Annotated in this window: 5 protein-coding genes; 2 read left to right on the forward strand and 3 right to left on the reverse strand. The window is 60.3% G+C overall.

What is annotated here, in order from left to right; genetic code table 11:
• Positions 1 to 32: 32 nt before the first annotated feature.
• The gene (locus ABWL43_RS23875) at positions 33 to 9131 is read left to right on the forward strand and encodes a hemagglutinin repeat-containing protein (protein ID WP_404484764.1); all 9099 of its coding nucleotides are present in this window, start codon (positions 33 to 35) and stop codon (positions 9129 to 9131) included.
• The gene (locus ABWL43_RS23880; protein ID WP_404484767.1) at positions 9128 to 10033 is read left to right on the forward strand and encodes a PoNe immunity protein domain-containing protein; all 906 of its coding nucleotides are present in this window, start codon (positions 9128 to 9130) and stop codon (positions 10031 to 10033) included. Before ABWL43_RS23875 ends, ABWL43_RS23880 begins: the two co-directional genes overlap by 4 nt.
• Positions 10034 to 10504: 471 nt before the next feature.
• Here the strand turns inward: ABWL43_RS23880 and guaA are convergent, their stop codons facing one another.
• From guaA to ABWL43_RS23895, 3 genes are all read right to left on the reverse strand, one after another.
• Positions 10505 to 12082, reverse strand: coding sequence for a glutamine-hydrolyzing GMP synthase (gene guaA, locus ABWL43_RS23885; RefSeq protein ID WP_145164180.1), 1578 nt, complete (start codon positions 12080 to 12082; stop codon positions 10505 to 10507).
• Positions 12083 to 12166: 84 nt separating this feature from the next.
• The gene (gene guaB / locus ABWL43_RS23890) at positions 12167 to 13636 is read right to left on the reverse strand and encodes an IMP dehydrogenase (RefSeq protein ID WP_016977684.1); all 1470 of its coding nucleotides are present in this window, start codon (positions 13634 to 13636) and stop codon (positions 12167 to 12169) included.
• A gap of 104 nt (positions 13637 to 13740) precedes the next feature.
• Positions 13741 to 14289 carry a hypothetical protein gene (locus ABWL43_RS23895; protein WP_025859262.1) on the reverse strand — a complete coding sequence of 183 codons (549 nt, stop codon included), beginning with the start codon at positions 14287 to 14289 and terminating at the stop codon, positions 13741 to 13743.
• Positions 14290 to 14323: the final 34 nt, after the last annotated feature.

The following is a 14323-nucleotide window of genomic DNA, read 5'->3' on the forward strand; positions in this document are numbered from 1 at the left end:
TATCGCGGGCCGGCTCCGCAAATGGAATTGCTATGAACAAGCACCTGTACCGAATTGTTTTCAACAAGGCACGCGGGCTGTTGATGGTGGTGGCGGAGAACGTCACCAGCCAGGTCAAGGCGCCGGGCACTCGCGTCAGCCTCACCACCGCCGACGCAGGCTGCACGGCAACGCTCGGGCCGATGCGTTTTGCATTGATGATCGCGCTCGGGCTGGTGTCCTGGAGCGCTGTACCGGCGTGGGCGGCGGGCACGATTGTGGCCGATCCGGCTGCCGCAGCCGGCCAGCGTCCGACGGTGATTCAAAGTGCCAACGGCACGCCGCAGGTGAATATTCAGGCGCCCAGCGCGGCCGGGGTTTCGCGTAACACCTACAATCAGTTCGATGTCGACCCGCGCGGCGTCATCCTCAACAACAGCGGCGCCAACACCCAAACGCAACTGGGTGGCTGGATAGAAGGCAACGCAGCGATGGCCAAAGGCAGCGCGCGGGTCATCCTCAATGAGGTCAACGCCAGCAACCCCAGCCAGTTACGCGGCTATGTCGAAGTCGCCGGGCAACGCGCCCAGGTGGTCATCGCCAACCCGGCCGGCATTACCTGCGACGGTTGCGGCTTCATCAACGCCAACCGTGCGACCCTGAGCACCGGCCAGGTGCAGCTGGAGAACGGCAGCATCAGCGGCTACACCGTGAACGGCGGCACCCTGAACATTCAGGGCAAGGGTCTTGATAGCCGCGACGCCGATTACACCGACCTGATTGCCCGTACCGTGCAGGTCAATGCGGGTATCTGGGCCAATGACCTTAAGGTCACTGCCGGACGCAATCAGGTCAACGCCGACAACACCCAGGCCACGCCTCAGGCCGGCGCCGACGGCGACAAGCCAGCCGTCGCCATCGACGTGGCGCAACTGGGCGGAATGTACGCCGGGAAGATCGTGCTGGTGGGGACCGAATCGGGTGTCGGCATGCGCAATGCCGGGCAAATTGGCGCCATGGCGGGTGAAGTGGTCGTCAGCGCAGACGGCAAACTGCACAACATGGGCACAATCAGCGGCACCACGGCCACCCGTATCACGGCCACAAGCGTTGACAATAGCGGCTCGCTTTACGCCAAGGGCGATTTGAACCTCACCAGCTCCGGAGATATCGACAACAGCGGCACCATTGCCAGCCAGAATCAAACAACCCTCAGCGCCAAGTCGATTCGTAGCACCCAGGGCTCAAGCCTGGCGGCGGGCGCGGGCGTGGACGGCAAACTGGGCAGCAGCGGCAACCTTGCGGTGCGCGCCACCCACGTAAAGGCGCAGGGTCAAAACCTGGCGGCAGGCGATGTCAGCATCCAGGCCGATGATCTGGACCTCAGCGGCAGCCAGACTCAAGGCCGCAATGTCACCCTGACCGCCAACGACGGCGATAGCAATCTCAGTGGCAGCCGCGTGGATGCCAGCCAGACCCTCGCGGCCAGCGCGACGAAGACCCTGCGCACAGACAGCGCCAGCGTCAACGCCGACAACCTGCAACTGAACGCCAGTGATCTGTCCAACGTCGGCGGCGAGCTGGTGCAGACCGGCGTCGCCGACACCTCGATAAACGCCACCGCGAGCCTCGACAACCGTAGCGGACGAATTGCCTCAAACGCGACCAATACCCGGATCAGCGCCGCTCGCATCGACAACGGCAGCGGCAGCATCGAACACGCAGGCAAGGGTTCGCTGGGCATTCAGGCCAACCAACTCGCCAGTACCAAAGGCAGCATTGCCAGTAATGGCAGCGTGTCGATCAAGGCTGACGACGTGGTGCTGGATGAAGGTCTGGCCCAGGGCCAACAGCTCACGCTCCAGGCCCGCACCCTGTCCAATCACTACGGGCGCATTCTGCAAACGGGGCTGGAGCCTTTACAGATCAATGTCAGCGAGCAATTCAACAATCAGAACGGCCAGGTCAGCAGCCCAGGCGCTGTGGCGATCAACGTTGGCACGCTGAATAATCAGAACGGCAAAGTGGTTGCAACCGACGGCGGCCTGCTGACGGTGACCGCCAGTGATTTGATCGACAACAGCGGCGGAACGCTGGCGGCTAGCGGCACCGCGCAACTGAACGGCGCACGCCTGGAAAATACCCAAGGCACCGTCAGCGCCGGTGGCGAGCTGCAAGCGCAGTTCAGCCAGTTGAACAACATCGGCGGCACGCTCGCGTCTACCCAGCGCATGGCGATCATCGCCGGGCAGTTCAACAACACCAATGGTGTGCTTGGCTCGGTGCAGTCCGGCCTTTCGGTCAACGTGACCAACGGCGCGCTAACCAACAATGGCGGGCGTCTGGAAGCCCAGGGTGACATCGCCGTTACAGCTCAGGGCCTGGATAACCGCAGTGGTGTGATCAGCGGTCAGGCACTGGACCTCAACAGCAACGGCGCTCTGGCCGACAACCGCGACGGTACACTCGACGCCCGCGCCACCCTCGACCTGCGCAGCGGCGAGTTGCGTAACGCGGCGGGCTTGATTCAGTCTGCAGGCAAACTGTTTATCGACACCGGAAATCAGGCCCTCAATAACCTCGACTCCGGCACCACCAAAGGCATCAGCGGTCAGGATGCCGTGGAAATCCGCAGCGCCAGCGTCAATAACAGCACTGGCTTTTTGAGTACCAAGGGCAATCTGTTGCTCACCGCCAGCGACGTGGTCAACACCAACGGCGGCCAAATCATTGGCGAGAAAACCGTACACGTCGACGGCGCACGCCTGGATAACCGTGGCGGCCAGTTGCAAAGCCTCGGCGACGTCGAGCTGGCACTGGGTCAGGCCCTCATCAATCAGGGTGGGCTGGTCCGCAGTGCAGGCGCGTTGAACCTGAGCACCGATGTGCTCGACAACAGCGCCACCCAGGGCACCAACCTAGGCCTTGAAGGCCGCAGCATGAACCTGGCGGTCAACACCCTCAGCAACCAGAGCGGTGCTTTACGCACCGATGAAGGCCTGCTGCTGGGCGTGAGCCAGACGCTAAATAACCAGAGCGGGCTGATCTCTTCGACCGGTGACCTGACCATCCGCGACCGCGATACCGCGCAGCGTCGCCAATCGGTGAATAACCTCGACGGCACGCTGATTGCGGGCAAGCTGCTGTCGCTCAACGCCGCGTATTACAGCGGCACGGGCCGGGCGCTGAGCCTGGGTGACATCAACTTCAGGTTGCAGAGCGGCCTTGATTTGAGCGGGCAGATTCAGGCCAACAACAACGTTGATCTGAGCACCGCCGGGGCGCTCAACAACACCGGGCGTTTGCTGGCGGGCAAGTCCCTGCTAGTCAGCGCGCAGACGCTCGACAACAGCGCCAACGCCGAAATCAGCGCGGGCCAGGTTCGTCTGAACGTCGCTGACACCCTGACCAACCGCGGGCTGATCGACGGCCAGCAAGTCCGCGTGCAGGCAGCGACGCTGAATAACCTCGGCACCGCGCGCCTGTATGGCGACCAACTGGCGATAGCCACCTCGACGTTGAACAACCTCGATGAAAATGGCACCGCAGCAACGATAGCAGCCCGTGAATCACTGAATATCGGCACCGCAACCCTGAATAACCGCGAGCAATCGCTGGTCTTCAGTGCTGGCGACCTCGCCATTGGCGGGACCTTGAGCGCGCTCGATACCGCTGAGGGTCGCGCTCAATTACTGACCAATGCCAGCGCGACCCTCGAAGCGCTTGGCGATCTGTCTTTGAACGTACAAAGCGTGCGCAACACCAACGAACATTTCAGCACGCGCGATGTTGAGGTCAGTCGAACACCCGAGCAGGAGTTTCAACTCACCGGCTCGACCAACCGCTACCAAGCCAACGAGATCTCCCTACGTCACGATGAGGTGAATTACCTGGTCACCCCCGAGGGCCAGCGCGACAACTGGAACCGCTACGACTACACCCGCGTCGTCAACGAAACCCAGATCGCCACCTCGGCCCCGGCGCAGATCCTGTCTGGCGGGACAATGCAGATCAGCGCCGGCGACGTGCTCAACGACAAGAGCCGCATCATCGCCGGCGGACTGTTGCAGGCGGACGTCACCAGCCTGACCAACACCGAAGTGTCGGGCCAGCGCACCACCGTCGACAGCGGCAGCGTCACCAACTTCTACCGCATCCAACGCAAGGGCCGCGACCGGCAAGGCGCGAATACCGCAGCCTATACCCCTGCCCCGCTGATTCAGGATATCTCCCTGCAACCTACCGTCTTCGCGCAGAACACAGCGGTCAGCGGCACGGGCACCCAGATCAGCGCACGCGGTACTCAGGCCGTCGGCCAGCAGATCGCTTCCACCGGTACGGTCAGCGCTCCGGCCGCCCGTACCTTTCAAGTAGCTCCGATCGTTCAGGTCGCAGCGCAGACCACCCAGAACGCACAAGGCGTGGCCGAGCAGATTCGCACCGGCGGTCCGTCCCTTGAATTGCCGAACAACAGCCTGTTCACCACCAACCCGCAGACCACCAGCAATTACTTGATCGAAACCGACCCGCGTTTCGCCAGTTATCGCACTTGGCTGTCTTCGGATTACATGCTGGAGCGCCTGCAAGTCGACCCTGCGCTCACCCAGCAGCGTCTCGGCGATGGCTTCTATGAGCAAAAACTGATTCGCGAACAGGTTGCACAACTCACCGGTCGGCGCTTCCTCGATGGCTATGCCAATGACGAAGCGCAGTACCGGGCGCTGATCGACAATGCCGTCACCCTTGCCAATCAATGGCAACTGGTGCCAGGCATCGAGCTGTCCCCTGAGCAGATGGCGCAAATGACCAGCGATATCGTCTGGCTGGTACAGAAAAAAGTCACCCTCGCCAGCGGCGAAACCCGCAACGTGCTGGTGCCGCAGGTCTATGTGCGCGTGCAGGAAAGCGACCTTAACGGCTCTGGCTCGCTGATTGCCGGGCAACGCCTGAACCTGAACATTGCCGGTGATCTGGTCAACAGCGGCAGCCTGGCCGGGCGCAGCGTGATGGCGATTACCGCGCAGAACATCGAAAACCTCGGCGGCCGCATCCAGGCTGACAAGGTCTCGCTGACGGCACGGGAAAACCTCGACAACCTCGGCGGCCTGATCGGCGCGACAGACAGCCTCGCCATCAACGCCGGGCAAAACGTCAACGTCGTGTCCAGCAGTCGCGACAGCAGCAGTGCCCAAGGCACCCGCACCAACCTGTCACGGGTGGCCGGGCTGTTCGTCAGCGGCGCTGGCGGCACCCTGGACGTCAACGCGGGTAAAGACCTCAACCTGACCGGCGCTCAGGTGGTCAACGCAGGTACCGGCGGCAGTACCTCGCTGCAAGCAGGCAACAACATCAACCTGACCACCGTTGGCGAAGCCCATCAGCAATCGGTTAACTGGAACGGCAGCAACTGGCGCAAAGACGCCAGCCAGACCGAAGTCGGCTCAACCATCCAAGGCCAAGGCGATGTGCGCCTCAGCGCCGGGCAGGACCTCAATGCCCGAGGCGCGAGCGTCACCAGTCAGCAAGGTGCAATCATCGCCGACGCCGGGCGCGACGTGAACCTGACCGCTGCGCAAAACACCCAGTTCGCCGATGAAGCGCACAAATTCAAAGGCAGCAACGGCCTGTTCTCCAGCAAGACCACTACCACACGCGACACCGTCAACCAGACCCAGGCGCAGGGCTCGACGCTGAGTGCCGAGAAAACCTATGTGCAGGCCGGTCGCGACATAAACGTCAGCGGCAGCAACGTGGTGTCCACCAACCAGACCGTGCTGGCGGCTGACAACAACATCAATATCGAAGCCACGACGGAAAGCAGCAGCGAACGTCACGACAAGTCAGTCAAGAAAAGCGGCCTGTTCAGCGGCGGCGGTATCGCGGTCACCCTCGGCACCCAGCAGCAAACGGTCAAGGACCTCACCACTAGCCAGACCGCAGCGGCGAGTACCGTGGGGTCAACCAAGGGCGATGTGCTGATGGAAGCGGGCAAAGGCTACCGCCAGGTGGGCAGCCAGGTGAGCGCGCCCGAAGGCAGCGTCGATATCACCGGGCAAACCATCGATGTCGTTGAAGCCCGCAACACCAGCAAGCGCGAACGTGAAACCCTGTTCAAACAGACCGGGTTCACTCTGACGGTGACTAACCCTGTCATCAGTGCAATCCAGACCACCCAGCAGATGAAACAGGCATCGGAGAAAACCGATGACGGGCGCATGAAGGCGCTGGCAGCGGCCACGGTCCTGCTGGGCGGTAACAACGCCGCCACGGCGGTGGCAATGGACCCTGGCGCGGCAGGCGGTATCAACATCAGCCTGTCGCTGGGCACCAAGAAGAACGAAAGCAAAACCACCCAGACAAGCGACAGCGCCGCCGGTTCGACCATCACCGCAGGTCAAGATGTGCGCCTGCGCGCGACCGGCGCAGGTGCAGACAGCAACATCACGGTCCAAGGCAGCCAGATCAAGGCCGGGCGTGACGCCAGCCTGATGGCCGACGGCGACATCAACCTGCTCGCCGCCAACAACACCAGCCAGCAAAACACCGACAGCAAAGGCAGCAGCGCCAGCATCGGTATCGGCCTCTCGCTGGGCGGTAGCAGAAACGGCTTTACCCTGGACCTGGGTGCCACCGGAAACCGGGGCCAGGCCGACGGCGACGAGCTGACCTATACCAATACCAAAGTGGAGGCTGGCAACCAGTTGCTGCTGTCATCCGGCGGCGACACGCAGCTTAAGGGGGCGGTGGCCAGTGGCAAAAAAGTCATCGCCGACGTCGGCGGCGATCTTAATATCGAAAGCCTGCAAGACACCAACACGTATAAAGTCGATGAAAAGAGCCTGGGCATCGGCATCAGTCTTTGTATTCCACCGTTCTGCTACGGCATGAGCTCGATAAGCGGTGCCAGCGCAAACTTTGGCGCAACCAACATCGACTCCAACTATGCCAGCGTCACCGAGCAGTCAGGCATCAAGGCCGGTGATGACGGTTTCGACATCAACGTGCGGGGCAACACCGATTTGGTCGGCGGCGTGATCGCCAGCAGTGACAAGGCCGTGCAGGACGGCAAAAACAGCCTGGTCACATCCAGCCTCACCAGCCGCGACATCAAGAACAAGGCGGATTACGACGCCAATACCGTGAGCCTGGGCGGCGGCTACAACGAAGTCGGCAAGGACCAGAAGGGCAACGCGCAGACTGGCGGCAAGGTTAACCCGGGCACCGACCTAGCCAAAAACGAGAACAACATCGGCGCCAATATGCCGATCGCCATCAGCGCCAGCGACAAGGCAAGCAGCGTGACACGCAGCGGCATCAGTGGCGGTGCCGTCGTCATCACCAACGACGCCGAACAACAGAAGCGCACCGGGCAGAGCGCCGAGCAAACCGTCGCCAGTCTCAACCGTGATGTGTCCAGTGATCGCGATGGCAGCAACTCGCTCAAACCGATCTTCGACGAAGATGAAATCCGCGCCGGTTTTGAGATCGTCAGCGCGTTCTCCAACGAAGCCAGTACCTTCCTTGCGAACAAAGCCAGGGAAGCGGACCTCAAACGCCAACAGGCAAAAGAGCTGCAGTCAAAAGCAGACAATCGTGACACGCCAATGAGTGACGCTGCGCGCCTGCAACTGCAGCTCCAGGCGCGGGAGTACTCGGCGCAGGCCAACGCGATCTCCGAAAACTGGGGCGCAGGCGGTACCTATCGCCAGATCACTACCGCCCTGATCGGTGCTGCAGGAGGCAATATCAGCGCGGGCAACGCTGCCTTTGTGCAAGGCCTGGTGGTCAATTATGTGCAGCAACGGGGTGCCGGCTACATCGGCGACCTGGTGGCCAAAGGCGAGCTCACCGAAGGCTCGCCACTGCACGCGGCCCTGCACGGCATCGTCGCTTGCGCCGGTGCCGCCGCCAGCAGCCAAAGTTGCGGCAGCGGCGCGGCAGGCGCGGCGGCATCAAGCCTGCTCACCGGCCTGTTCTCACAAAGCAGCCCCGACGAAAGCGAAGAACAACGCGAAGCCAAGCGCAACCTGATCGTCAGCCTGGTGACCGGCCTGGCAGCGACCAGCGCCTCCATCGACCCGACCACCGCCAATACCGCGGCGGGTGCGGCGGTGGATAACAACTGGCTGGCGACACAGCAGATCGTGCAGTTCAAGAAGGAATACGACGAAGCAAAAGGCCTGATTGCCGCTGGCAAAGTCGTTGCCAAATGGTCGTACATCAGCGGCAGGCAGGATGTTCTGACCCAGTTCGGCATCGGCAAGGGGTTGGCCCAGTCAGGCTGGAATGACGTCACGGGCCTCGCCGAATTTGTTGCGCACCCCATCGAAGGGCTTACCGGACTTGGCCAACTGATTAATAACCCGGAGGCCAGAAAGCAGTTTGGCGACAGCGTCGTCAACGAACTCAACGTTAAGATAGAAACGATCAAGACCGCACTGGAAGTCGGCGGCGACGAAAACGCCGAAGCATTGGGCAAGGCCATCGGCGAAATCGCCTGGCAGGTCGGCAGCATTGCAACGGGCGTCGGCGGGGCTGCGAAAGGTGGCGTGGCGCTGGCCAAGGCAGGGATCAAGGTTGGAGCGCAGCAACTTGAAAAGATGGCTGAGGTGGCGAGCCTCGCCAAATTCGACAAGCTTGTAGCACGCGGCGGGCAGTTCAACCCTAACGGCACCCCGCTGATGGACTTCCGCGCCATGACCAACGCGCAGAAGAGCATCGTCGGGGACATCATGGGTGGAGAGCAAATCAAGACGTTGGTGCCCGGTGCTGAAAAAATTGGCCGGGCTCCCGATATTGGCCAGACAGGCATTGACGATTTGTACAAGGTAGATAAGCCTGGTGTCGACTACCTGATTGTTGAGTACAAATTTGGCTCGTCCAAGCTGAAGCCCACCCGAGATGGGCTGCAGATGAGTGATGATTGGTTACAAGGTAGCTCTACTAACTACAATCGGATTCTGGAGTCTGTCAACGGTAATGAAAAAGCTGCTGATAGCATCAACAAAGCACTACAGGCAGGCCGTGTCGAAAAATGGCTAGTCCATACAGACCCGTTTGGAAATGTCACTGTCGGCGTCCTGGAAAAAAATGGAAAATTTGTAGCTGATCCAGTTGCCACATCAAAACTATTAGGAAGGGCCGCTAAATGATTCGCGCACCATTAGGGGAAATAAGCTACTGGTCTGAGTGGATTGAGTACAACGACGATTACATAAAAAAAGAATCTGTAGCCGCTGATGACAACTCAGGTGATCAGAATTACGAGCCCCAATTCCAATTTACACTTGCTCAGAAACACTGGCACCAAATTCTGCGCAAATACTCAGCCGGATGCCCAATTACTAACTTGGCGTATTACTTCCCCGGTCTGTTAGATGCTTGGGAAGAAGCTGAGCGGCTCGGAGCAGCAGTGTGGACTGCAGAGCAGCAATTCACCCGGCACCACTGGCGCGTCAACTACGACCACTACATCATTTGCTTCTGGCTGGTCGGCTTGGCACTCGCACTCGACATTCCAGACGAGCAATGGCATCGCTTGCTGGCCTTGATCGGCAATGATGGCGAAGACGTACTTCTTGATCGGATCATTGCCAGCCGCAGTCCAGACCGCAAGATAGGAGCCGTGCTTCTATATCCCAAGCCGTATGGTCGTTTGTTGAAGGCCGTGGATGCACCCGCAGACTCTCAGCCGCCGCTGCTCAAAGCCTTTGTCGAGCACTGGTACCAGGAAGTGCGTACCGGCGCCAAATCCGGATCAGGCCCGCAAGCGGTCAGCTATCGGCATCCTTATTGGTATACCTATGGCGACCAGAACTTTGAAGGCGGGGCATATTTTGGTCGTTGGTGTGTAGAAGCGGTGGCTGCCGTGAAGGCGTTTGGAATGGATGACTCGCCATGTCTAGGTCAAGAGCATTATCCGGGAGACCTTTTGAGACCTGATGGCCCTAGCACTCACCCGGCAAGAGAGACAACAGAACCACATCCACCGTTGGCTTCAGAAAAGAAAGCCGGCTTTTGGGCCCGAATTTTCACCCGATCCAGTGATAGATAAGCGCCAGTGTGATCAAGCAAGACACGGCTATCGCAAGGCAAGCACCCGCCGAGAAGTGCCAACGCCGATGCCGGCGATGGGAGGAATAAGATGCTTTGCACCTGGTTTGATTCACCGACAGCTGAATGCCTTCAAAGCTTTCAGGTGCGTTTTCAATAGCGGACACCCTGGCGCGTGACAGGTCCAGGCAGCTTTCCATCTTCTTTGACACTTGCTGGGTCGTGCCGCCGAGGGCGCTGAGCAACTGATCGACCTTCCCAGTGGGGTGCTGCCATCCATGGACTGGTTGACAGCTTCGGGCCGGGTGTTGAGCACAGAGATCACGCCCACCAAGCTCACGGGAATGGCCGCGACGAGCACAAAAGCCAGGACCACCCACATAATGCGACTCTTTAATGAGCAAGAATAAGCCCTTATCGCGGGCATGAAAAAACCGGCAAAAGCCGGTTTTTTTCATGCCTCGCTATGGGCTCATTCCCACTCAATCGTCGCCGGCGGCTTGCTCGACACGTCATACGTCACGCGCGAAATACCTTCGATCTCATTGATGATACGGCCGCTGACAGTCTCCAGCAGTTCGTACGGCAGGTGTGCCCAACGGGCGGTCATGAAGTCGATGGTTTCCACCGCACGCAGTGCAACAACCCACGCATAACGACGGCCATCGCCCACAACGCCCACCGATTTCACCGGCTGGAACACCACGAATGCCTGGCTGACTTTGTGGTACCAGTCGGCTTTGCGCAGTTCTTCGATGAAGATGTGGTCGGCGCGACGCAGCAGGTCGGCGTATTCCTTCTTCACTTCACCAAGAATCCGCACGCCCAGGCCCGGGCCTGGGAATGGGTGGCGGTAGACCATGTCGTACGGCAGGCCGAGTTCCAGGCCCAGACGGCGGACTTCGTCTTTGAACAGCTCGCGCAGCGGTTCTACCAGCTTTAGGTTCATTTCCTCAGGCAGGCCACCCACGTTGTGGTGGGACTTGATCACGTGGGCCTTGCCACTCTTGGCGCCGGCCGACTCGATCACGTCAGGGTAGATGGTGCCCTGGGCGAGGTACTTGATGTTGTCCAGTTTGTTGGACTGGGCATCGAATACGTCGATAAAGGTGCGGCCGATGATCTTGCGCTTCTTCTCTGGATCGGACTCGCCGGCCAGGTTGTTCAGGAACTGGTCTTCCGCGTTGGCGCGGATCACCTTGACGCCCATGTTCTCGGCGAACATGGCCATCACTTGCTCGCCTTCGTGCAGGCGCAGCAGGCCGTTGTCGACGAACACGCAGGTCAGCTGGTCGCCGATGGCTTTGTGCAACAGAGCCGCAACTACCGAGGAGTCAACGCCGCCGGACAGGCCGAGCAGCACGTTGTCGGTGCCGACCTGGGCGCGAACCTGGGCGATGGCGTCTTCAGCGATTTTCGACGGAGTCCACAGGGCTTCACACTCGCAGATGTCGAGGATGAAGCGCGACAGGATGCGACCGCCTTGCTTGGTGTGGGTCACTTCCGGGTGGAACTGCACGCCGTAGTAGCCGCGCTCGTCGTTGAACATGCCGGCGATCGGGCAGCTCGGGGTGCTGGCCAGGATGTGGAAGTCTTCCGGCATCTTGGTGACCTTGTCACCGTGGCTCATCCACACGTCGAGGCCGAACAGGCCGTCGGCGTCGATGTGGTCTTCGATGCCGTCCAGCAGGCGACTCTTGCCGACCACATCAACACGGGCGTAACCGAATTCACGCAGCTCGGAACCTTCAACCTTGCCGCCCAGTTGCTCGGCCATGGTCTGCATGCCGTAGCAGATACCGAAGACGGGCACGCCCAGGTCGAATACGGCTTGCGGGCAGCGCGGGCTGTTGGCTTCGTGCACGGACTCGGGGCCACCGGCGAGGATGACGCCCTTAGGGGCGAATTCGCGAATCGCTTCGTCATCCATGTCGAACGGGTGCAGTTCGCAGTACACACCGATTTCGCGCACGCGGCGGGCGATCAGCTGGGTGTACTGGGAACCGAAGTCGAGGATCAGAATGCGGTGGGCGTGAATGTCGAGGGCCATGAGGATCAGTCTCGTCTATGTAATTCAGAAACAACTCGGGGCTGAATAAAACAGCCCCGGTTACTTAACATTTTGCTGGAAGCCTCAACCTACGCGGTAGTTTGGCGCTTCCTTGGTGATCTGCACGTCGTGGACATGGGATTCAGCCATGCCGGCGCCGGTGATCCGTACAAATTCAGGCTTGGTGCGCATTTCTTCGATGTCGGCGCTGCCGGTGTAGCCCATCGAGGAACGCAGGCCGCCCATCAGTTGATGGATGATCGCGCTCAGGGTGCCTTTGTACGGCACACGGCCTTCGATGCCTTCCGGTACGAGCTTCTCGGCGCCTGCCGAGGAGTCCTGGAAGTAACGATCAGAAGAGCCTTGCGCCTGGGACATGGCGCCCAGCGAACCCATGCCGCGGTAAGCCTTGTACGAACGACCCTGAAACAGTTCGATCTCGCCCGGCGCTTCTTCAGTACCGGCAAACATCGAGCCCATCATCACGCAGGAAGCACCGGCGACGATGGCCTTGGACAGGTCACCGGAGAAACGGATGCCGCCGTCGGCGATCAACGGTACGCCGGTGCCTTCAAGGGCAGCGGCGACGTTGGCGATGGCGCTGATTTGCGGCACGCCCACACCGGCGACGATACGCGTGGTGCAGATCGAGCCCGGGCCGATGCCGACCTTGACGGCGTCGGCGCCCGCTTCGGCCAGGGCCTTGGCGGCAGCGCCGGTGGCAATGTTGCCGCCGATCACTTGCACGTCAGGGAAATTCTGTTTGACCCAGCGAACGCGGTCGATCACGCCTTTGGAGTGACCGTGGGCAGTGTCGACCACCACCACGTCAACGCCGGCAGCGACCAGGGCCGAAACGCGATCGCCGGTGTCTTTACCGGTGCCGACCGCAGCGCCAACGCGCAGACGACCTTGGTCATCCTTGCTGGCCAGCGGGTAAGCCTTGGCTTTTTCGATGTCGTTGACGGTCATCATGCCTTTGAGGGCGAATTTGTCGTCGACGATCAGCACGCGTTCGATGCGGTGCTTGTGCAGCAGCTCGCGCACATCGTTCTTGTCGGCGCCTTCCTTGACAGTCACGAGGCGCTCTTTAGGCGTCATCACTTCGCGGACGGTGACTTCAAGACGGTTCTCGAAACGCACGTCGCGGGACGTGACGATGCCGACCAGGTCGCCATCGTGCAGCACCGGAACGCCGGAGATGTTGTGCAGGCGGGTCAGGTCGAACAGGTCACGCACGGTGGCGTCGGCTTCGATGGTGATTGGATCTTTCACCACACCGGCTTCGTAACGCTTGACCTTGCGCACTTCGGCAGCTTGCTGCTCGATGGTCATGTTCTTGTGGATGATGCCGATGCCGCCTTCCTGAGCCATGGCGATTGCCAAACGGGCTTCGGTGACGGTGTCCATGGCAGCAGAAACCAGGGGAATATTCAGCTCGATGCCACGGGTTAGGCGGGTCTTGAGACTGACTTCGTTAGGAAGTACCTCGGAATAACCGGGCACTAGGAGAATGTCGTCGAATGTCAGAGCTTCTTGGCTGATACGCAGCATCGCGGGGGCTCCCGAGCGGGAAAATGGAAGCGCGCCATTATATACATGCACCCTGTCAGGCTCAATGTAAAACTCTGACAAACTTGGTAATACTGATAGAAGGGTTAAAGCTCGACTTTGACCCAGCTCATCTTCTGGTCCAACCAATCGGCAAATTCGTCGATAAAGCTCTGCTTGAAACCCGCCTCTGCCCAATTGTTGAAAATGAACCCCAGGTTGGAAAACCCGCATTCCTGCAGGAACAGAAACCCGTTGATGTCATCTTCATGCCCACACAGCGGGCAGGTGAAGTTGTCGGTGTGGCCGGGCATCCAGTCTTCCAGGCTTTCGAAGAGTGCCTCGCCGACTTCCTTGAGGCATTCAGGGCAGCCGGCTTCTTCGAGAAAGCCCTTGGCCGGCGTGTAGATGCAGCGTTTGTAGATAATCTCGAGGCCATTGATCGGCTCGTTGAACGGCAGCGCCTCCGGGTGCAGCACCACGGCACGGGCGCCGTCGGCCAGGGCGTAGCCCATGCGATTGCCGGTGCGCCCACAGGTGGTCAGCTCTTCCTTGATGATGTTCTTGCGCACCAGCCAGCGCACGATTGCCCGCGCGCGGGGTTCGTGGACGGGCAAGGTGGAAATTTTCGGGACAAGGATGCTTTGGGAGTTCATGAGAGTCCTGCGGTGTGGCTTCTGGCCCCATCGC

This window comes from Pseudomonas sp. HT11 (genome assembly GCF_044875395.1).
Classification (GTDB): domain Bacteria; phylum Pseudomonadota; class Gammaproteobacteria; order Pseudomonadales; family Pseudomonadaceae; genus Aquipseudomonas.

Bases quoted from the DNA above. Each gene is read 5' to 3' on its own strand.
- guaA (WP_145164180.1), bottom strand. From the start codon at position 12,082: ATGGCCCTCGACATTCACGCCCACCGCATTCTGATCCTCGACTTCGGT.
- ABWL43_RS23880 (WP_404484767.1), top strand. From the start codon at position 9,128: ATGATTCGCGCACCATTAGGGGAAATAAGCTACTGGTCTGAGTGGATT.
- guaB (WP_016977684.1), bottom strand. From the start codon at position 13,636: ATGCTGCGTATCAGCCAAGAAGCTCTGACATTCGACGACATTCTCCTA.
- ABWL43_RS23875 (WP_404484764.1), top strand. From the start codon at position 33: ATGAACAAGCACCTGTACCGAATTGTTTTCAACAAGGCACGCGGGCTG.
- ABWL43_RS23895 (WP_025859262.1), bottom strand. From the start codon at position 14,289: ATGAACTCCCAAAGCATCCTTGTCCCGAAAATTTCCACCTTGCCCGTC.